20 protein-coding genes are annotated in these 19,125 nt (G+C 65.1%); 17 read left to right on the plus strand and 3 right to left on the minus strand.

The features are described from left to right. The first annotated feature begins 27 nt into the window (after positions 1–27). Positions 28–354: an NIPSNAP family protein gene (locus Q2M23_RS03490; RefSeq protein ID WP_018271819.1), complete on the plus strand. Its 327-nt coding sequence runs from the start codon at positions 28–30 to the stop codon at positions 352–354. Positions 355–536: 182 nt separating this feature from the next. On the opposite strand, the gene Q2M23_RS03495 is transcribed toward Q2M23_RS03490, so the two are convergent. Further along, positions 537–872, minus strand: a complete 336-nt coding sequence (locus tag Q2M23_RS03495) for a PAAR domain-containing protein (protein WP_076825455.1) — start codon at positions 870–872, stop codon at positions 537–539. Between the two features lie 165 nt (positions 873–1,037). Here Q2M23_RS03495 and kdsA point away from each other — a divergent pair, with 165 nt between their 5' ends. From kdsA to glsA, 3 genes are all read left to right on the plus strand, one after another. Continuing rightward, positions 1,038–1,895 (plus strand): 3-deoxy-8-phosphooctulonate synthase, encoded by an 858-nt coding sequence (kdsA, locus tag Q2M23_RS03500; RefSeq protein WP_076825457.1) that lies wholly within the window; start codon positions 1,038–1,040, stop codon positions 1,893–1,895. A gap of 15 nt (positions 1,896–1,910) precedes the next feature. Beyond that, entirely contained in the window at positions 1,911–3,104 is a 1,194-nt protein-coding gene (locus tag Q2M23_RS03505; RefSeq protein WP_076825459.1) for an MFS transporter, read from the plus strand. Between the two features lie 165 nt (positions 3,105–3,269). Beyond that, positions 3,270–5,120 (plus strand): glutaminase A, encoded by a 1,851-nt coding sequence (gene glsA / locus Q2M23_RS03510; protein ID WP_316394377.1) that lies wholly within the window; start codon positions 3,270–3,272, stop codon positions 5,118–5,120. A gap of 9 nt (positions 5,121–5,129) precedes the next feature. Here glsA and queF read toward each other — a convergent pair whose 3' ends face one another. Continuing rightward, positions 5,130–5,591 (minus strand): preQ(1) synthase, encoded by a 462-nt coding sequence (gene queF, locus Q2M23_RS03515; protein WP_210262590.1) that lies wholly within the window; start codon positions 5,589–5,591, stop codon positions 5,130–5,132. A gap of 69 nt (positions 5,592–5,660) precedes the next feature. Next, positions 5,661–6,644, minus strand: a complete 984-nt coding sequence (locus Q2M23_RS03520; RefSeq protein WP_076825463.1) for a lyase — start codon at positions 6,642–6,644, stop codon at positions 5,661–5,663. Between the two features lie 174 nt (positions 6,645–6,818). Here Q2M23_RS03520 and eno point away from each other — a divergent pair, with 174 nt between their 5' ends. The 13 genes from eno (at position 6,819) to Q2M23_RS03585 (ending at position 19,104) form a co-directional block, all read left to right on the plus strand. Beyond that, the gene (eno, locus tag Q2M23_RS03525; protein WP_316394233.1) at positions 6,819–8,102 is read left to right on the plus strand and encodes a phosphopyruvate hydratase; all 1,284 of its coding nucleotides are present in this window, start codon (positions 6,819–6,821) and stop codon (positions 8,100–8,102) included. 47 nt (positions 8,103–8,149) lie between these two features. Then, complete coding sequence (locus Q2M23_RS03530; RefSeq protein WP_076825465.1) at positions 8,150–9,286, plus strand: zinc-binding dehydrogenase; 1,137 nt, start codon at positions 8,150–8,152, stop codon at positions 9,284–9,286. Between the two features lie 169 nt (positions 9,287–9,455). Continuing rightward, positions 9,456–10,007, plus strand: a complete 552-nt coding sequence (locus Q2M23_RS03535; protein ID WP_076825467.1) for an NADPH-dependent FMN reductase — start codon at positions 9,456–9,458, stop codon at positions 10,005–10,007. Between the two features lie 139 nt (positions 10,008–10,146). Next, the gene (locus tag Q2M23_RS03540; protein WP_028339710.1) at positions 10,147–10,461 is read left to right on the plus strand and encodes an FtsB family cell division protein; all 315 of its coding nucleotides are present in this window, start codon (positions 10,147–10,149) and stop codon (positions 10,459–10,461) included. A gap of 159 nt (positions 10,462–10,620) precedes the next feature. After that, the gene (gene pdhA / locus Q2M23_RS03545; protein ID WP_057016533.1) at positions 10,621–11,640 is read left to right on the plus strand and encodes a pyruvate dehydrogenase (acetyl-transferring) E1 component subunit alpha; all 1,020 of its coding nucleotides are present in this window, start codon (positions 10,621–10,623) and stop codon (positions 11,638–11,640) included. Positions 11,641–11,685: 45 nt separating this feature from the next. Further along, on the plus strand, positions 11,686–13,080 hold the full coding sequence (locus Q2M23_RS03550) for a pyruvate dehydrogenase complex E1 component subunit beta (protein WP_076825471.1): 1,395 nt from the start codon (positions 11,686–11,688) through the stop codon (positions 13,078–13,080). A gap of 5 nt (positions 13,081–13,085) precedes the next feature. Continuing rightward, on the plus strand, positions 13,086–13,391 hold the full coding sequence (locus Q2M23_RS03555; protein ID WP_018271806.1) for a DUF5076 domain-containing protein: 306 nt from the start codon (positions 13,086–13,088) through the stop codon (positions 13,389–13,391). 2 nt (positions 13,392–13,393) lie between these two features. Further along, a complete protein-coding gene (locus Q2M23_RS03560) occupies positions 13,394–14,764 on the plus strand; it encodes a pyruvate dehydrogenase complex dihydrolipoamide acetyltransferase (protein ID WP_316394239.1) in 1,371 nt (456 codons plus the stop codon). A 12-nt stretch (positions 14,765–14,776) separates the two neighbouring features. Next, the gene (locus Q2M23_RS03565) at positions 14,777–14,953 is read left to right on the plus strand and encodes a hypothetical protein (protein ID WP_168858567.1); all 177 of its coding nucleotides are present in this window, start codon (positions 14,777–14,779) and stop codon (positions 14,951–14,953) included. Further along, the gene (locus tag Q2M23_RS03570) at positions 14,954–15,196 is read left to right on the plus strand and encodes a hypothetical protein (protein WP_057016535.1); all 243 of its coding nucleotides are present in this window, start codon (positions 14,954–14,956) and stop codon (positions 15,194–15,196) included. Between the two features lie 17 nt (positions 15,197–15,213). Then, complete coding sequence (gene lpdA / locus Q2M23_RS03575; RefSeq protein ID WP_316394241.1) at positions 15,214–16,635, plus strand: dihydrolipoyl dehydrogenase; 1,422 nt, start codon at positions 15,214–15,216, stop codon at positions 16,633–16,635. 179 nt (positions 16,636–16,814) lie between these two features. Further along, complete coding sequence (locus Q2M23_RS03580; protein ID WP_057016596.1) at positions 16,815–18,056, plus strand: threonine synthase; 1,242 nt, start codon at positions 16,815–16,817, stop codon at positions 18,054–18,056. 79 nt (positions 18,057–18,135) lie between these two features. Next, complete coding sequence (locus Q2M23_RS03585; RefSeq protein WP_316394243.1) at positions 18,136–19,104, plus strand: tripartite tricarboxylate transporter substrate binding protein BugD; 969 nt, start codon at positions 18,136–18,138, stop codon at positions 19,102–19,104. Positions 19,105–19,125 lie beyond the last annotated feature (21 nt).

A 19,125-nucleotide genomic window follows, 5' to 3' on the forward strand; every position in this document is an offset into this window, starting at 1 on the left:
CCGCACACCAATCTGGGAGGACTGCCAATGATCTACGAGACCCGCGTCTATCGCTGCCTGCCGGGACGGCTGCCGGCGCTGCTCAAGCGCTTCGAGACCATCACGCTGAAGCTCTGGGACAAGCATGGCATCAGGCAGGCCGGCTTCTTCACGACGCTGGTCGGGGAATCCAACCAGGAGCTGACCTATCTGCTGGCCTGGGAATCGCTCGCCGAGCGCGAGAAGAAGTGGACCGCGTTCCAGACCGATCCGGAGTGGATCACCGCGCGCGCCAAGACCGAGGAGGACGGCCAGATCGTCCTCAACATCGTCAACCAGCTTCTGGTGCCGACGGCGTTTTCGTCGGTCAAGTGACGCCCGCTGCGGCCATGTTCCCGTCATTGCAAGCGAAGCAATCCATTGGCACCACATATGCGGAGCGATCGATTGCTGCGTCGCTTCAGCGCAAAATTGCTTCGCAATTTTGTCGCGAGCTCCTCGCAATGACGGGGAGGCATCTTTTCTCGGTCCCTTGGGGAGGGAAAGTTGCAGCGACGCTATTGCGGGCAGCCCGAGGTCTGATCGCCCTGGGTCACCATCGGCTTGCCGTTGATGAAGACGCCGTGGCTGCCGGAGGTCGTCTTGCCGCCGCAATGCGTGCGATCGCCCATGACCACCGCCGGCTTGCCGTTGATCAGGACGTTGGGCACGCCCTCGACGAGCGGGCCGCCATTGCTGGTGGTATCGCCGCTGCGCGCCGCCGGCTTGCCATTGACGGTGACGCCGGTGGCTCCGCTGGTGACGACCCCGGGCTGGGTGCTGGTCTGGCCATAGGCGAGGCCCGACATCGCCGACATGGCGGCGACGGCTCCGATCATCAGCGGGATGCGCATGGCTTCCTCATGGGAATCTGTTCCGCGCCAGTTTATAGGCGCTGTTTGGGCGGGATTGTGTTAGCACGGCGCACCCACGGCGTCAGCGCAACCCCCTCATCGTGCGGGATGGCTTGATCCGTCCCGCGCGGGACTGCATGGTCGCCGGCAAAAGGATGCAGCATTTTGACCAATCAGGTTTCCGCGCAAGCCGCCGCGCCGATCGTTGCCGTCGGATCGGCCAAATTCGGCAATGCCTTGCCGATTTCGATCATCGCCGGTCCGTGCCAGCTCGAGAGCCGCGCGCATGCGCTTGAGGTGGCGTCCGCGCTGAAGGAGATCGCGGTCCGGCTCAAGGTCGGTCTGGTGTACAAGACCTCGTTCGACAAGGCGAACCGCACCAGCGCGACCGCGGCGCGCGGCATCGGATTGGCGCAGGCGCTGCCGATCTTCGCCGAGATCCGGTCTTCGCTCGGGCTGCCGGTGCTGACCGACGTGCATGAGGCGACCCAGTGCGCCGACGTGGCGCAGGCGGTCGACGTGCTGCAGATCCCGGCCTTCCTGTGCCGGCAGACCGATCTGTTGCTGGCTGCGGCCGCGACCGGCAAGGTCGTCAATGTCAAGAAGGGCCAGTTCCTGGCGCCGTGGGACATGGCCAATGTGGTCAGCAAGATCACCGGCGCCGGCAACGCCAATGTGCTGGTCACCGAGCGCGGTGCATCGTTCGGCTACAACACGCTGGTCTCGGACATGCGCGCGCTGCCGATCTTGTCGCGCACCACCGGCGCGCCTGTGATCTTCGACGCCACCCATTCGGTGCAGCAGCCGGGCGGCAAGGGCACCTCGTCGGGCGGCGAGCGTGAATTCGTGCCGGTGCTGGCGCGGGCCGCGGTCGCGGTCGGCGTCGCCGGCGTGTTCATCGAGACTCATCCCGATCCGGATCATGCGCCGTCGGACGGCCCCAACATGGTGCCGCTCCGCGACTTCGAGGCCCTCGTCAAGCGGCTGATGCAGTTCGACGCGCTGGCGAAGACGGCGGCCTGACCGGCGGACAACGACATGACCGCAACCAGCGGCATGCCGCCGGCCCTCAACGTGATCACGCTGGCGACCTTCGCGGCGAGCCTGTCGGTGCGTGCGCTTGATCCGGTGCTGCCGCATGTCGCTGATGACTTCGGCGTCAGCATAGCGACCGCCGCGAGCTTCGCCGCGGTGTTCGCCTTCACCTTTGCCGCGGTGCAGCCGGCGATCGGCGCCGCTGCCGATTTGTTCGGCAAGGCGCGGCTGATGACGATCTGCCTCGGACTGCTCGGCGTTGCCAACATCCTCGGCGCGCTCTCGACCTCGTTTCCGATGCTGTTCGTGACCCGCATCCTCTCTGGCATCGGCTCGGGCGGCGTGTTTCCGGTGGCGCTGTCGCTGACCAGCGATCTGGTTGGCCCGGACAAGCGGCAGCTCGCGATCGGGCGAACCCTGGCGGGCTCGATGACCGGCAATCTGCTCGGTGCGACGGCATCCGGCCTGATCGGCGACTTCCTCGGCTGGCGCGGCGTGCTCGCGGTGCTCGGCGGCCTCGTGATTATCGTCGCGCTGGCGGTTGCAGCCGGCTTCCGCGGCGCTGCGCTGAACCGTCCGCCGCGCACCAGCCTGAAGGCGCTGCGCCACGGCTATCGTACCATCTTCACCAATCCGAACGCCCGCATCTGCTATTCGGCAGTCTTCATCGAAGGCTGCTGCGTGCTCGGGCTGTTTCCCTTCATCGCCTCGTTCCTGTTCGAGCTCGGCGAGACCTCGCTGTCGATCGCCGGCATCGTGATCGCGGGATTTGCGATCGGCGGATTGCTCTACACGCTGACGGTATCGCGCCTGCTGCCGTGGATCGGGGTGAGGGGGATGATGATCGTTGGCGCGACACTGGTTGCGATTCAACTGGTCGGGGTCGCCTTCGGGCCGCACTGGAAGCTGCAGATGGCGGGCCTCCTGGTGATGGGCCTCGGCTTCTACATGATCCACGGCTGCCTGCAGGTGTTCGCCAGCGAGCTGTCGGTCGAGGCGCGCGCCACCGCGCTGTCGCTGCACTCGTTCTTCTTTTTCATGGGCCAGACCGTCGGCCCGATCGCCTATGGCTTCGGCCTGCAACACGTCGGCAAGACCGCGACGTTGGTGTCAGCCGCCGCCGTGATGGTCGTGCTCGGCTTTATCTGCGCGCGGTTTCTGCGTCAGACCAGGCCCGCCGATGCGCAGACAACCTAGGCGTCCACGGGCTCACCGGCGGTGGCAGACACAACATGCAGGGAAGCGGGGTGCAGCGTCAGGATGACGCATTCGCGGCAGCGTTCGGACGACCGCGCATGGCATGAGGATTGCTTATTTCTCGCCATTTGAGGTGAGAGCGTGGACGTCCAGACTGGCTGGCCTATTCGAGGGAATGCGGACGTCAGGACAACGGGATATGGCACCGAGCCTCCACTTCAGCGTTTTCTGGCCTCCTGCCACCAAGAATTCAAATCGGACAATTCCGGCGCGCTCGCCGACTACATTCCGGAGCTGAAACGGGCCAACCCGGCGCATTTCGGCATCAGCCTCGTCACCATCGATGGCCATGTCTACGAAGTCGGCGACAGCGCCGCTCCTTTCACCATCCAGTCCGTTTCGAAGGCGTTCGTGTTTGCGCTGGCCCTCGATCTCGTCGGCGAAGCGCGCGTCGCGTCGGCGATCGGCGTCGAGCCGAGCGGTGAGGCATTCAACTCGATCCGGCTGACCAACGACAACAAGCCGTTCAATCCGATGGTCGACGCCGGCGCGATTGCCTGCTCCGGGCTGATCCACGAGGTCGATGGCCGCGCCGCATTCGAGCGCATCCGGGACAAGCTCGGCCAGTTTGCCGGCCGCGAACTCGACGTCGACGACGCGGTCCATGCGTCGGAGACGGCGACCGGCAACCGCAATCGCGCGATCGCCTGGCTGCTGCGCAACTACCTCGTGCTACAGGACGGCGTCGATGCCGTGCTCGATATCTATTTCCGGCAATGCGCAATTCTCGTCACCGCGCGCGACCTCGCGGTGATGGCCGCAACGCTCGCCAATCGCGGCGTCAATCCGGTCACCGGCGTCCAGGTGGTGACGCCGCATGTCGTCGCGCGCACGCTGTCGGTGATGACGAGCTCGGGCATGTACGACTATGCCGGCGAGTGGATCTATCGCGTCGGAATGCCCGCCAAGAGTGGGGTCGGCGGCGGCATCGTCGCAGCGCTCCCGTCGCAATTGGGGCTCGGCACCTTTTCGCCGCTGCTCGATGGGCACTTCAACAGCGTGCGAGGCCTGAAGGTTTGTGAGGCGCTGTCGGCGCGATTTGATCTGCATATGCTCAACCGCAGCGGCGACGTCCGCACCTGCATCATCGCCGACTACGACATCTTCGGCATCACCTCCCGCCGCAGCCGCCAGCCGCACGAACAGCAGATCCTCGATGACCGCCACAGCGACACCCGCGTCATCGAGCTGGTGGGGGCGCTCAACTTCGCGTCGATCGACTACGTCACTCGCCGGCTGTCCAGCGAGCCGCCCGGCGCGCCGCTGCTGATCCTAGATTTCCACCGCGTGCCCGACATCACGGCAGCCGGCGCCCAGCTGCTGGCTGAGAAAATCGCCACGCTCGGAAATTCCGGTGTCACGACGATCATCTCCGGTGTCGAGACGACGTCGTCGGTCTGGGCCACGATCCGCGCGCAGATCGAAGAGCCGAAGCGGTTGCGGCATTTTCCGCTGCTCGACGACGCCGTTGAATGGGCCGAGGATCAACTGATCTACCGCTATGGCGGCTTCACCGAGACCAAGGAGACCGCCCATCTCGGCGAGCAGGCGCTGTTGGCCGATCTCGCGCCCGAGGAGATCGCTGCGCTCGCCGAACTCTCGACGCCGCGCCGCTACGACGCCGGCCAGCGCATCGTCGTGGCCGGCGAGCCGGCCAATTCGTTGTTCTTCCTGCAAAGCGGGATGGTGAGCGTGAAGCTGCCGAGCGGCGTGCGGCTTGCCTCGCTCGGGCCGGGGATGGAGTTCGGCGAGATGGCGATCATCGAGAGCCACCGCAGCGCCGACGTCTGGGCGGACACGCCGGTCAAATGTCTCGAGCTACCGATCGACAGCTTTGCCGACTATCGTCAACTCCACCCGCAGATTTCGATGAAGATCATGCGCAATCTTTCCGCACTGCTGGCGCGCCGCCTCATCCTCGCCAATGCCAAGGTCGATCTGCTGAGCGCCTATTGAGACGCCGGATCAGCCCCGGCCTCGATAGGGCGCGACGCCCTGATCGGGAACCCAGATGCCCTTCGGCAGCCGGCCGGTCTGGAAGAACACGTCGATCGGAATGCCGCCCCGCGGATACCAGTAACCGCCGATCCGCAGCCATTTCGGCTTGATTTCCCCGACGATGCGCTTCCCGATCATGACGGTGCAATCCTCGTGGAAGGCGCCGTGATTGCGGAAGCTCGCCGCATAGAGTTTCAGCGACTTAGATTCCAGGAGCCACCGGCCCGGCACATAGTCGAGCACCAGATGGGCGAAGTCCGGCTGGCCGGTGATCGGGCAGACCGAGGTGAATTCCGGGATAGCGAAGCGCACCAGATAATCCGTGCCGGCCTGCGGATTGGGGACGCGGTCGAGCACCGCCTTGTCCGGGCTATCCGGCCAAGCGACGGCACGGCCGAGTTGCAGGGTTTTCTTCGCCATGGGCCTCATCCTTGTGGGAGCGGCCGAAATGAACGGAAGCGGGCGGTTCGTCAACCGTCCGCGTGCGGGGGCAGGGTGCTACGCGGGCGCCGCCGTCTGGATCAGGACCAAGCGGTCTTGGCCGGATTCACAGCCCCAGACCTCGCCGGGCCGGCCATCGAGTTGCCGGACATTCGCGCCGGCGCGGTCGCTCGGAAAGGCGTTGAAGGTCGCGCCCACCGGATCGAAGCGCATGATCGCGTTGGCCGAGAAATCGGTGAGCCAGACCTTGTCCTTGTCGTCGACATAGACGGCATAGGTCCGTGGATTGCTGCCGGGCAGCTTCCAGGCCCTCCACGTCCCGTCGGCGGGATCGTGCACCGACACGTTGCCGCTGTTCCATTCGCTGACCCAGATCCGCCCCCGCGAATCCGACCACACCCGTCGCGCGCCCTGTTTCGGCGTCGGCGGTTGGACCACGCTGGCGTTGCCGGTCGCAGGGTCAATCCGTGCGATATAGCTGCCGGCAAGCGAGGCGTACCAGATGTCGCCGTTTGGGGTCACGGTGATGCCGTAGGGGCCGACGCCGCGCGGTGCCTCGAACACCTTCATCTCACCGGATTTCGGATCGAGCCGGCCGTAGAAGCCGGACTGGCCGGTGAACCAGTAGACGCCGCGCTTGTCGAACACGCCGGTATTGAGATTGGCGTCAGCGGCTTTCTCAGGCAGGCGGAACAGCGTCACCTTGTGGTCGCCGGGGTCGACGCGGGCGATCGCATTCTGCCCGCCCTCGGTTACCCATGGCGCGCCGTCGGGGCCGATCGTGACGCCGTGCGGGGCCGCACCCTTGCCGAGGCTGACCAGCTTGAACGCACTGTCGCGCGGATTGAGCCGGCCCAGCGCACCGCTGCGCTGGCCCGTGAACCAGACGGTGCCATCGGGCGCCGGCGTGACATCGTGCAGGCCGGTCCCGGCGTCGACGTTGAAATATTTCACCCGGAACGGCGTCTGGGCATCCTGCGCCTGCGCTCTCTTGGTCAAAATCGCGGCAGTGGTGGAGGCGAGAAACTGGCGACGGTTCATTGCGTTATCCCGGCTTCGTGAAACAATGGGCCAGCACGCGAAGGTAATCCCCGACAGCATAAACCCACCACATTGCACCGTCAGACGGGCCGGGCGGGCGGGCCGTTCACATTTGCTTGCGCGCCGTGTATGACGCGGCGCATCAGCCAACCCCATATCGAGAAAGAGCACGTCATGACTGACATCGTCGACATCATCAGCCGCGAAATCCTTGATAGCCGCGGCAACCCCACGGTCGAGGTCGATGTGGTGCTGGAGGATGGGTCAATCGGTCGCGCGGCGGTGCCGTCGGGCGCCTCCACCGGCGCGCATGAGGCGGTGGAACTGCGCGACGGCAACAAGGCGCGCTATCTCGGCAAGGGCGTCGAGAAGGCGGTCGCCGCCATCAACGGTGAGATCTTCGAGGCGCTCAGCGACCAGGCGGTCGAGGAGCAGGTCGCGATCGACCAGATCATGATCGAGCTCGACGGGACGCCGAACAAGAGCCGGCTCGGGGCCAACGCCATCCTCGGCGTCTCGCTGGCCTGCGCCAAGGCCGCCGCCGAATCCTTCGACATGCCGCTGTATCGTTATGTCGGCGGCACCTCGGCGCGGACGCTCCCGGTGCCGATGATGAACATCATCAATGGCGGCGTGCATGCCGACAACCCGATCGACTTCCAGGAATTCATGATCCTGCCGGTCGGCGCCACGTCGTTCGCCGAGGCGCTACGTTGCGGTTCGGAAATTTTCCACACGCTGCGCGGCGAACTGAAGAAGGCCGGCCACAACACCAATGTCGGCGACGAGGGCGGCTTCGCGCCGAACCTGCCGTCGGCCGACGCCGCGCTCGAGTTCGTGATGAATGCGATCGGCAAGGCCGGCTACAAGGCGGGCGACGACGTCGTGCTCGGCCTCGACTGCGCCTCGACCGAATTCTTCAAGGAAGGCTCCTACGTCTATGGCGGCGAGAACAAGACCCGCTCGCGCTCCGAGCAGGTGAAGTATCTCGCCGATCTCGTCAGCCGCTATCCGATCGTCACCATCGAGGACGGTATGTCGGAGGACGACATGGACGGCTGGAAGGAACTGACGGATGCGATCGGCAAGAAGTGCCAGCTGGTCGGCGACGATCTGTTCGTCACCAACGTCACCCGGCTTGCCGACGGCATCAAGAACGGCCGCGCCAATTCGATCCTGGTCAAGGTCAACCAGATCGGCACGCTGACCGAGACGCTTGCGGCGATCGAGATGGCCTACAAGGCCGGCTACACCGCCGTGATGTCGCACCGCTCCGGCGAGACCGAGGACTCCACGATCGCCGATCTCGCGGTCGCCACCAATTGCGGGCAGATCAAGACCGGCTCGCTGGCGCGCTCCGACCGCACCGCCAAATACAATCAGCTGCTCCGCATCGAGCAGCAGCTCGGCACCCAGGCGAAATACGCGGGCAGGGCGGCCTTGAAGGCCTTGGCGTAGCGCCCCAGCTTGAACGTGATCCAACAAAACTCAAAAGGGAGGTCGGGATGAGCGACGGCAAGAGCGGTCTGCAGCTGCGTTCGCTGCTCAAGAAGAATGGCGAGCTCGAGATATCGCTGGTCAATGTCCCGACCCCCGAGCCCGGCCCCGACGAGGTCGTTGTCCGGGTCGAGGCGACCCCGATCAATCCGTCCGATCTCGGTCTGTTGATCGGCCCGGCCGACATGTCGGCCGCCAAGGTCTCCGGCAGCCAGGAATTGCCAGTGGTGACCGCGCGCGTGCCGGAAGCTGCGTTGCCGGGCCTCGCGGCACGGCTCGATGAGTCCATGCCGGTCGGCAATGAAGGCGCCGGCGTCGTGATCAGGACCGGTTCATCGGATGCGGCGAAAGCGCTGATGGGCCGGACGGTCGCGATGATCGGTGGCGCGATGTATGCGCAATACCGGACGCTGCGCGCCAACGAATGCCTGCCGCTGCCCGACGGCACCACGCCGGCGGAAGGCGCGTCCTGCTTCGTCAATCCGCTGACCGCGCTCGGCATGACCGAGACGATGCGGCGCGAGGGGCACAAGGCGCTGGTGCACACCGCGGCAGCGTCCAATCTCGGCCAGATGCTCAACAAGATCTGTCTCAAGGACGGCATCGGCCTCGTCAACATCGTGCGCAACAAGGAGCAGGCCGACATCCTGCACAAGATCGGCGCCAAACATGTCGTCGATTCCTCCGCGCCCGATTTCATGGACAAGCTCACCGGCGCGCTGGTCGAAACCGGCGCCACCATCGCCTTCGATGCGATCGGCGGCGGCAAGCTCGCGGGCCAGATCCTGGTCGCGATGGAGACCGCGATCAACAAGACCGCCAAGGCCTACAGCCGCTACGGCTCGAATGTGCACAAGCAGGTCTATGTCTATGGCAGCCTCGACACCCGCTCGATCGAATTGCCGCGCGGCTTCGGCATGGCCTGGGGCGTCGGCGGCTGGCTGCTGTTCCCATTCCTGATGAAGATCGGTCCGGAGGCCGGCAACAAGCTGCGCCAGCGCGTGGTGGCCGAACTGAAGACGACTTTCGCCAGTCACTACACCAAGGTGGTCTCGTTGCAGGAGACCCTGCAACTCGACAACATCGCCGTCTACAACAAGCGCGCGACCGGCGAGAAATTCCTGATCAACCCGAACAAGGGCTGAGGATCGAAACGCAGGGGCCGTCCCGATGGGGGCGGCCTTTTGCTTTGCATAGACCAATTCCGCGAAACGCTGCGTTTCCGGAATTGGACGATCCATGCACTTGCATCTTTCTTGGTGCGCCGGTAGGTGAGGGGCACCAGTTTCACGCGCAATCCGAGGGGAATTTGCTATGGCCTATAACATCGTCACCATCGTCGGCAGCATCCGCAAACAGAGCTTCTCGCTCAAGATCGCCAATGCGCTGGCCAAGCTTGCACCGGCGTCGCTGAAGCTCGATGTGACGACGCTTCAGGAAATTTCCTTCTTCAACCAGGACCTCGAGGCCGCGCCGCCGGCGGACTGGCTTGCCTTCCGCGAGAAGCTGCAGAAGTCGAACGGCGTGCTGTTCGTGACCCCCGAATACAACCGCTCGATCCCGGGCGTGCTGAAGAACGCCATCGACGTCGCCTCGCGGCCCTACGGCAAGAGCTCGTTCATCGGCAAGCCGGTCGGCATCATCGGCAATTCGCCCGGACCGCTCGGCGGCGTCAGCGCGGTGAAGCACCTGCAGAACATCCTGCCCGGCATTTCCGGCCCGATCCTCGGTCAGCCGGAAGCCTATCTCAACGGCGTCGGCGATGCCTTCGACGACAACGGCGAACTGACCAAGGAGTCGCTCAAGGGTGTGCTGCAGCAGTATCTCGACGCCTTCGCGGCCTTTATCGAAAAGCAGAACCGCTGAGCAAGAGTCCCGTTCCGATCGAATCGGAACGGGCTCTGAACTTGCTTTGACGCGTTGTCTTCACGCGAACCGGCATCCACTTCGCTCGAAAACGCTCTGGTTCAGCGTTCGTTAACCCCATGGCCGCATGCTCGCGGCCATGGTTTCCCGCACACGCCTCAAATCGATTCTGACCGGGCTCGCCCTCTATACGCTGGCGGCGCTGATGGTCGGCTATTTCGGCGTCAACGCCTACACCGGCAAATACGGCTTGAACGCGCGGCAGGAGCTCGATCAGGAGATCATCGCGCTGACCTCCGAGCTGGCGCGGCTGAAGAAGGAGCGGGCCGAGGGCGAACAGCGGGTGTCGCTGCTGCGGTCGGACCGGGTCGATCCCGACATGCTGGACGAGCGCGCGCGCTTCCAGCTCGACTACGCCAACCCGCGTGATCTCGTTCGGATCAACAAGAACTGACGCGTTCTCAAATTTCAAAATCACTCGCGCGCTATCACAAAAATGTCGCGCTGCGCTGCAGTGCGGCATAGCAAAATTCCATCGGGCGAACGCAATCCTTCCAAGGCGATTTGAGTTGGGTTAGAGAGGGTTCTCCGACTTCTCTCACCCGGAATTGCCATGGCCGCACCCAAGAAAAGCGTCGCAAAAGAATCAGGGCAGGAGAAGGCCGGCTCTCCCCCCGAATTCACCAAGGAGCAGGAGCTCAAGGCACTGCGGGACATGCTCCTGATCCGGCGCTTCGAGGAGAAGGCCGGTCAACTCTACGGCATGGGTGCGATCGGCGGTTTCTGCCATCTCTATATCGGCCAGGAAGCGGTCGTGGTCGGCATGCAGATGGCGCTGAAGCCGGGCGACGAGGTCATAACCGGCTACCGGGACCACGGCCACATGCTGGCCTGCGACATGGAAGCCAAGGGCGTGATGGCCGAATTGACCGGACGCCGCGGCGGCTATTCCCGCGGCAAGGGCGGCTCCATGCACATGTTCAGCAAGGAGAAGCACTTTTATGGCGGTCACGGAATCGTGGGCGCGCAGGTCTCGCTCGGCACCGGCCTTGCGTTCGCCAACCGCTATCGCGGCAACGATAACGTCAGCGTGACCTATTTCGGCGACGGCGCGGCCAACCAGGGCCAGGTCTACGAGAGCTTCAACATGGCGGAGCTGTGGAAGCTGCCGGTGATCTACGTGATCGAAAACAATCGCTATGCGATGGGCACCTCGGTGTCGCGCGCATCGGCCCAGCAGGATTTCTCCAAGCGCGGCGCCTCCTTCAACATTCCGGGCAAGCAGGTCGACGGCATGGACGTGCGCGCCGTCAAGGCCGCCGCCGATGAGGCCGTGGCCTGGTGCCGCGGCGGCAACGGTCCGATGATTCTCGAGATGCAGACCTACCGCTACCGCGGCCACTCGATGTCCGATCCGGCCAAGTACCGCACGCGCGAGGAGGTCGAGAAGGTGCGTCACGACCAGGACCCGATCGAGCAGGTGCGCAACCGCTTGCTGGCCTCGGGCGCCAGCGAGCAGGACCTGAAGGCGATCGACGCCCAGGTGCGCGAGATCGTCAACGAGGCCGCAGACTTCGCGCAGCACGATCCGGAGCCGGATCCGGCCGAGCTCTACACCGACATCTACCGCTGACCCCACCCGCGCAGACGAATTTCAAGACCGATTTCGGGAGCCGATATGCCCATTCAAGTGCTGATGCCTGCGCTGTCGCCCACCATGGAGAAGGGCAACCTCGCCAAATGGCTGAAAAAGGAAGGCGAGACCATCAAGTCCGGTGACGTCATCGCCGAGATCGAGACCGACAAGGCGACGATGGAGGTCGAGGCAACTGACGAGGGCACGCTCGGCAAGATCCTGATTCCGGAAGGCACCGCGGACGTTGCGGTGAACACGCCGATCGCCACCATTCTCGTCGACGGCGAAAGCGCCGCCGACCTCGCCAAGGCGCCGGCGGCTCCAGCGCCGCAGCCGAAGGCCGCCGAAGCCGCGCCTGCCGAAGCCAAGGCGGAAACGCCGCAGCCCGCGGCGAAGGCACCAGCCGCGCCCGCGACCGAGTCACTGCCTGATCCGGAAATCCCTGCGGGGACCGAGATGGTCACGCAGACCATTCGCGAGGCGCTGCGCGATGCGATGGCCGAGGAGATGCGCCGCGACGGCGATGTCTTCATCATGGGCGAGGAGGTCGCGGAATATCAGGGCGCCTACAAGGTGACGCAGGGCCTGTTGCAGGAATTCGGCGCCCGCCGCGTGATCGACACGCCGATCACCGAGCACGGCTTTGCCGGCGTCGGCGTCGGCGCGGCGATGGCGGGCCTGAAGCCGATCGTCGAGTTCATGACCTTCAACTTCGCCATGCAGGCGATCGACCAGATCATCAACTCCGCCGCCAAGACGCTCTATATGTCCGGCGGCCAGATGGGATGCTCGATCGTGTTCCGCGGCCCGAACGGCGCCGCCGCGCGTGTCGCCGCGCAGCACAGCCAGGACTACGCGGCGTGGTACTCGCAGATCCCGGGCCTCAAGGTGATCGCGCCGTATTCGGCCGCCGATTACAAGGGCCTGCTCAAGGCCGCGATCCGCGATCCCAATCCGGTGATCTTCCTCGAGAACGAGGTGCTGTACGGCCACACCGGCGAGGTGCCGAAGCTGGCTGATTTCGTGGTGCCGATCGGCAAGGCGCGGATTGCCCGCGCCGGCAAGGACGTCACCATCGTCTCCTGGGCGATGGGCATGTCCTATGCGCTGAAGGCTGCCGACGAGCTCGCCAAGGAAGGTATCGAGGCCGAGGTCGTCGATCTCCGCACCATCCGTCCGATGGACACCGAGACCATCATCAACTCGGTGAAGAAGACCGGCCGCGCGGTGACGGTCGAGGAGGGCTGGCAGCAGAGCGGCGTCGGCTCTGAGGTCGCCGCGCGCATCATGGAGCACGCCTTCGACTATCTCGACGCGCCGGTGGCGCGCGTCTCCGGCAAGGACGTGCCGATGCCCTATGCCGCCAACCTCGAAAAGCTCGCTCTGCCCTCCGTCGCCGAGGTGGTCGCCGCCGCCAAGGCCGTATCCTACCGGTAACGCCGATGGCCGGTCCCAAGGAGCAGCCGCTGCCGCCTGACGTGATGGGCCGCGACGACGCCATCGAGGTGCTGCGCGCCTTCGTCGTCGATGGCGGCCTGTCGATCGCGTTCCAGCGCGCTTTCGAGGAGCCGGACATGTGGGGGCTCATGCTGGTCGACATCGCCCGCCACGCCGCGCGCGCCTATGCGCGCGAGAGCGAATACACCGAGGACGAGGCGCTCGCGCGCATCGTCGAGATGTTCGAAGCCGAAATCGCCCGGCCGACCGACATGGGCCAAACCAAACCGCGGTCGCAACAAGGTCACTGACAATGCCGATCAATATTCTCATGCCCGCGCTGTCGCCGACGATGGAAAAGGGCAACCTCGCCAAGTGGCTCAAGAAAGAGGGCGACAAGGTCAAGTCCGGCGACGTGATCGCGGAGATCGAGACCGACAAGGCGACGATGGAAGTCGAGGCGGTCGACGAAGGCACGATCGCCAGGATCCTGGTGCCCGAGGGCACCCAGGACGTGCCGGTCAACGACGTCATCGCGGTCATGGCCGGCGACGGCGAGGATGTGAAGGCGGCGGCCAGCGCCGGAGCGGGCGCCGCACCTGTCGCGAAACCCGCCGAGGCGCCGAAGCCCGCCGCCCAGGCCGCGCCGGCGGCGGCTCCCGCACCGGCGGCGGCGCCTGCGCCGAAGCCGGCCGCAGCGCCAGCGCCGGCAGCGGCGCCTCAGGCTGCTGCACCGGCCGCGCAGGCTAACGGCCACGCCCGGGTGTTCTCATCGCCCCTGGCGCGCCGGCTGGCAAAGGAAGCCGGCATCGATCTTACCCGCATCACCGGCACCGGCCCGCATGGCCGGGTCATCGCGCGCGACGTCGACGAGGCCAAGTCCGGCAAGGGCCTGAAGGCGCCGGCGGCAGCGCCCGCCGCGGGACCGAGCATCGCGCCGTCAATGTCGGACAAGCAGATCCTCGCGCTGTTCGAGCCGGGCTCCTACGAGGTGGTGCCGCATGACGGCATGCGCCGCACCATCGCGCAGCGTCTCACCGCCTCGGTGCAGAACGTCCCGCACTTCTACCTCACCATCGACTGCGACATCGGCAAGCTGCTCGCCGCGCGCGAGGAGATCAACGCCGCAGCGCCGAAGGACAAGGAAAAGAAGCCGCTCTACAAGATCTCGGTCAACGACTTCGTCATCAAGGCGATGGCGGTCGCGCTGCAGAAGATTCCGAACTGCAACGTCAGCTGGACCGAAGGCGGCATGCTCAAGCACAAGCATTCCGACGTCGGCGTCGCGGTGGCGATGCCGGGCGGCCTGATCACGCCGATCATCCGCAAGGCCGAGACCAAGACACTCTCGACCATCTCCAACGAGATGAAGGATTTCGCCGCCCGCGCCCGCGCCCGCAAGCTGAAGCCGGAGGAATATCAGGGCGGCACCACCGCGGTCTCCAACCTCGGCATGTACGGCATCAACCACTTCACCGCCGTGATCAACCCGCCGCATGCCTCGATCCTCGCGGTTGGCACCTCGGAGGAACGTCCGGTGGTGCGCGGCGGCAAGATCGAGATCGCGCACATGATGAGCGTGACGTTGTCGTGCGATCACCGTGCGATCGACGGCGCGCTCGGCGCCGAGCTGATCGGTGCCTTCAAGCAGCTGATCGAAAACCCTGTGATGATGATGGTGTGACGAGCATCCGCCATGTACGCGATCGTCGGTCCGTACGTCCTGCTCGCCGCTATCGCCGTCGCGTTGCTCGTCGCGGTCAACCGCGACCTGATATCGACGATCCAGTTCAGGATCATGATGATCGGCGCCGCGGTGCTGGCGCTGGCGTGGTCCGTGTTCCTCGGTGCGGTATGGCGGGAGTACGGATGAATGGCCAGCATGGCTCGCACGCGCTGGCCCTGGATCTCGCTGTTGCTGTCGGCCGCACTGGTGCTCAATCCGGTCGGATTGGATTTTCTACACTCCGCGTTCTTCGCCGGCGAGCAGCTGGCGCGGAACATCGCCCAGCCGATCGTGCTGACGGCCCTGGCCATCATGGCCCTGGTGATCGGCCTCGAATGGCTGGTCAGGTCATTGATCGCAAGAAGCCGCGCCCGCGGCGTCACACGTTGAGTTGAACGGGAGCCGCCATGGCCGACACATCCTTTGACGTCATCATCATCGGCTCCGGCCCCGGCGGCTACGTGACCGCGATCCGTGCCGCGCAGCTCGGTTTCAAGACCGCGATCGTCGAGAAATCCTATCTCGGCGGCATCTGCCTGAACTGGGGCTGCATTCCGACCAAAGCGCTGCTGCGCTCCGCCGAGATCTATCACTACATGCAGCACGCCAAGGATTACGGGTTGTCGGCCGACAATGTCTCGTTCGATCCGAAGGCGGTGGTGCAGCGCTCGCGCGGCGTCTCGAAGCGCCTCAATGACGGCGTCGGCTTCCTGATGAAGAAGAACAAGGTCACGGTGATCTGGGGCGAGGCCAGGATCGACGCGCCCGGCAAGATCACGGTGAAGAAGTCGGCGGTCGAGGCGCCGAAGGGCGCCAGCGGCGAGGGCAGCTATCAGGCCAAGCACATCATCGTGGCGACCGGCGCGCGGCCGCGCGTGCTGCCCGGGCTCGAGCCCGACAAGAAGCTGATCTGGACCTATTTCGAGGCGATGGTGCCGGAGCGGATGCCGAAGTCGCTGCTGGTGGTCGGCTCGGGCGCGATCGGCATCGAGTTCGCCTCGTTCTTCCACACCATGGGCGCCGACGTCACCGTGGTCGAGGTGCTGCCGCAGATTCTCCCGGTCGAGGATGCGGAAATCGCAGGGCTCGCCCGCAAGCGGTTTGAGAAGATGGGGATCAAGATACTCACCTCGACCAAGGTGACAAAGCTCGAGAAGAAGGCCGACAGCGTGGTTGCGACCATCGACGACGGCAAGGAGAAGCCGCAAGCGGTGGAGTTCGAGCGCGTGATTTCGGCGGTCGGCGTGGTCGGCAATATCGAGAATCTCGGGCTGGAGAAGCTTGGCGTCAAAACCGATCGCGGCTGCATCGTGATCGACGGCCTCGGCAAGACCAACGTTCCCGGCATCTATGCGATCGGCGACGTCGCGGGACCGCCGATGCTCGCGCACAAGGCCGAGCATGAGGGCGTGATCTGCATCGAGGCGATCAAGGGCCTGCATCCGCATCCGATGGACAAGCTGATGATCCCGGGCTGCACCTACTGCAACCCGCAGGTCGCCTCCGTCGGCCTCACCGAGGCCAAGGCCAAGGAAGACGGCCGCGAGATCCGGGTCGGCCGCTTCCCGTTCGTCGGCAACGGCAAGGCGATCGCGCTCGGCGAGGACCAGGGCCTCGTCAAGGTGATCTTCGACAAGAAGACCGGCCAGCTGCTCGGCGCCCACATGATCGGCGCCGAGGTCACCGAGCTGATCCAGGGCTACGTCGTGGCGATGAATCTGGAGACCACGGAAGAGGAACTGATGCACACCGTGTTCCCGCATCCGACCTTGTCGGAGATGATGAAGGAAGCGGTGCTCGACGCCTATGGGCGCGTGCTGAATATCTGAGGCCGCGGACGGCGGCCACGGTCCCGTCATCCTGAGGAGCGCGGAGCGCATCCCGAAGGATGCACGGCCCGGAGCGAGCAGCGGGGCTCGTCGCCCTTCGAGACGGCCGCTGCGCGGCCTCCTCAGGGTGACGGGTCCGACAAAACGAATTCGCAAAGAAAAAAGAAAGAGCGCATCTCGTGAAAGACAACGACAACCTCACCATCGAACGCCCGACTTTCGTCACCCATCTCGAATGCGCGATGGAGGGCGATCATTATCCCGCCGACCAGGTGCACAACCTCTCCAAGGCCGGCAAGCCGCTGCTGGTGCGCTATGACCTTGCCGGGGTGAAGAAGGCGCTGACGAAGGACGCCCTGGCGCAGCGTCCCGCCGATTTGTGGCGCTACCGCGAGCTGCTGCCGGTGCGCAAATGCAAAGATATCGTCAGCCTCGGCGAGGTCACGACGCCGCTGATCCGGCTGCCGCGGCTCGGCGCCAAGCTTGGCGGCGGCGAGATCATTGTGAAAGATGAAGGCCGGCTGCCGACCGGCTCGTTCAAGGCACGCGGCCTGGTGATGGCGGTGTCGATGGGCAAGGCGCTCGGCATCAAGCACATGGCGATGCCGACCAACGGCAATGCCGGCGCGGCGCTGGCGGCCTATGCGACCTCCTGCGGCATCAAGACCACGATCTTCTGCCCGGCCGATACGCCGGAGGTGAATGTCAGCGAGATCGAGCTGCAGGGCGCCACCGTCTATCGCGTCAACGGCTATATCGATGACTGCGGCAAGATCGTCGGCGAGGGCAAGGCGAAGGTCGGCTGGTTCGATACCTCGACCCTGAAGGAGCCGTACCGGATCGAGGGCAAGAAGACGATGGGGCTTGAACTTGCCGAGCAGCTCGGCTGGGACGTGCCCGACGTGATCTTCTACCCGACCGGCGGCGGCACCGGCCTGATCGGCATGTGGAAGGCGTTCGACGAGCTCGAGAAGATCGGCTTCATCGGAAGCAAGCGCCCGCGCATGGTCGCGGTGCAGGCCTCCGGCTGCGCGCCGATGGTGCGGGCCTATGAGGCCGGCACCGAGCACGCCGCGCGCTGGGAGGACGCCCACACCATCGCCTCGGGCATCCGCGTGCCGCAGGCGATCGGCGACTTCCTCATCCTGCGCGCGGTGCGCGAGAGCAAGGGCTTTGCGATCGCCGTCGATGACGACAAGATCAGCGCCGCCCTCAATGAGGTCGCGCGCGAGGAGGGGCTGCTGCTGTGCCCCGAGGGCGCCGCGACCTATGCCGCCTACAAGGAGAGCCTCGCCGACGGCCGTGTCAGCAAGACCGACCGCGTGATGCTGTTCAACTGCGCCAGTGGCCTGAAATACCCCCTGCCGCCGATCACCCGCACGCTCGACCGGCACAAGCCGATCGACTTCTCGCAGTTCTGACGCCTCATCCGAAGGGCCATCTTGTCGAAAGGTGGCCCTTCAAAAATAATTGGAAACAAGAAAATTGAGGGAGAGCGTGATGCGGAAGCTGGTTCTGGCCGTATTGGCGATGTTCGCGTTGACGGGGACCGTTTCCGCGGAAACCTATCCCGCGCACCCGATCACCATCGTGGTGCCGTTTGCTGCCGGCGGCCCCTCGGATGCGATGGCGCGCATCCTCGGCGAACGAATGAAGCAGTCGCTCGGTGAGGTGCTGCTGATCGAGAACGTGACTGGAGCGGGCGGCTCGATCGGCGTTGGCCGCGCGGTGCGCTCGGCGCCCGACGGCTACACCATCTCGTTCGGCCATCTCGGCACCCATGTCGCCAACGGCGCGATCTACAAGCTCGGCTACGACCTCGTCACCGATCTCGAGCCGGTGGCGCTGCTGCCGAGCAACCCGATGATCATCGTCAGCAAGAACGCCGTGCCGGCGAAATCGCTGAAGGAGTTGCTGGAGTGGCTGAAGTCGCGGCCGGCGCCGCCGACCGCGGGCACCGCCGGCGCCGGCAGCGGCAGCCATATCGCCGGGCTCTATTTCGAGAACGTCTCCGGCATCAAGCTGCAATATGTACCGTATCGCGGCACCGGCCCAGCGCTGAACGACCTCGTCGCCGGCCAGATCGACATCATCGTCGACCAGACCTCGAACTCGATCAACCAGGTCCGTGCCGGCAATATCCGCGCCTATGCGGTCACCGATTCCAAGCGGGTCGCGAATGCGCCTGACGTTCCGACGGTCGACGAGGCCGGCCTGCCGGGCTTCCACATGACGCTGTGGTCCGGCCTCTGGGTGCCGAAGGGTACCCCGAAGGAGATCGTGGCCAAGCTCAACGCCGCTGCGGTCCAGGCGATGGCCGATCCGGCCGTGCAGAAGCAGCTCGAGAATTTGGGCTTGCAGATGCCGCCGAAGGATCAGCTCACGCCGGATGCGCTCGGTGCCTGGCAGAAGGCGGAAATCGCCAAATGGTGGCCGATGATCAAGGCCGCCAACGTGAAGGTGGATTGAAACTTGTCATCCCGGCCGCGC

Origin of the sequence: Bradyrhizobium sp. 33ap4, assembly GCF_032654765.1 — a bacterium.
GTDB lineage: Bacteria > Pseudomonadota > Alphaproteobacteria > Rhizobiales > Xanthobacteraceae > Bradyrhizobium > Bradyrhizobium australafricanum.

Bases quoted from the DNA above. Each gene is read 5' to 3' on its own strand.
- Q2M23_RS03490 (WP_018271819.1), top strand. From the start codon at position 28: ATGATCTACGAGACCCGCGTCTATCGCTGCCTGCCGGGACGGCTGCCG.
- Q2M23_RS03495 (WP_076825455.1), bottom strand. From the start codon at position 872: ATGCGCATCCCGCTGATGATCGGAGCCGTCGCCGCCATGTCGGCGATG.
- Q2M23_RS03505 (WP_076825459.1), top strand. From the start codon at position 1,911: ATGACCGCAACCAGCGGCATGCCGCCGGCCCTCAACGTGATCACGCTG.
- queF (WP_210262590.1), bottom strand. From the start codon at position 5,591: ATGAGGCCCATGGCGAAGAAAACCCTGCAACTCGGCCGTGCCGTCGCT.
- Q2M23_RS03520 (WP_076825463.1), bottom strand. From the start codon at position 6,644: ATGAACCGTCGCCAGTTTCTCGCCTCCACCACTGCCGCGATTTTGACC.
- eno (WP_316394233.1), top strand. From the start codon at position 6,819: ATGACTGACATCGTCGACATCATCAGCCGCGAAATCCTTGATAGCCGC.
- Q2M23_RS03530 (WP_076825465.1), top strand. From the start codon at position 8,150: ATGAGCGACGGCAAGAGCGGTCTGCAGCTGCGTTCGCTGCTCAAGAAG.
- Q2M23_RS03535 (WP_076825467.1), top strand. From the start codon at position 9,456: ATGGCCTATAACATCGTCACCATCGTCGGCAGCATCCGCAAACAGAGC.
- Q2M23_RS03540 (WP_028339710.1), top strand. From the start codon at position 10,147: ATGGTTTCCCGCACACGCCTCAAATCGATTCTGACCGGGCTCGCCCTC.
- pdhA (WP_057016533.1), top strand. From the start codon at position 10,621: ATGGCCGCACCCAAGAAAAGCGTCGCAAAAGAATCAGGGCAGGAGAAG.
- Q2M23_RS03550 (WP_076825471.1), top strand. From the start codon at position 11,686: ATGCCCATTCAAGTGCTGATGCCTGCGCTGTCGCCCACCATGGAGAAG.
- Q2M23_RS03555 (WP_018271806.1), top strand. From the start codon at position 13,086: ATGGCCGGTCCCAAGGAGCAGCCGCTGCCGCCTGACGTGATGGGCCGC.
- Q2M23_RS03560 (WP_316394239.1), top strand. From the start codon at position 13,394: ATGCCGATCAATATTCTCATGCCCGCGCTGTCGCCGACGATGGAAAAG.
- Q2M23_RS03565 (WP_168858567.1), top strand. From the start codon at position 14,777: ATGTACGCGATCGTCGGTCCGTACGTCCTGCTCGCCGCTATCGCCGTC.
- Q2M23_RS03570 (WP_057016535.1), top strand. From the start codon at position 14,954: ATGGCCAGCATGGCTCGCACGCGCTGGCCCTGGATCTCGCTGTTGCTG.
- lpdA (WP_316394241.1), top strand. From the start codon at position 15,214: ATGGCCGACACATCCTTTGACGTCATCATCATCGGCTCCGGCCCCGGC.
- Q2M23_RS03585 (WP_316394243.1), top strand. From the start codon at position 18,136: ATGCGGAAGCTGGTTCTGGCCGTATTGGCGATGTTCGCGTTGACGGGG.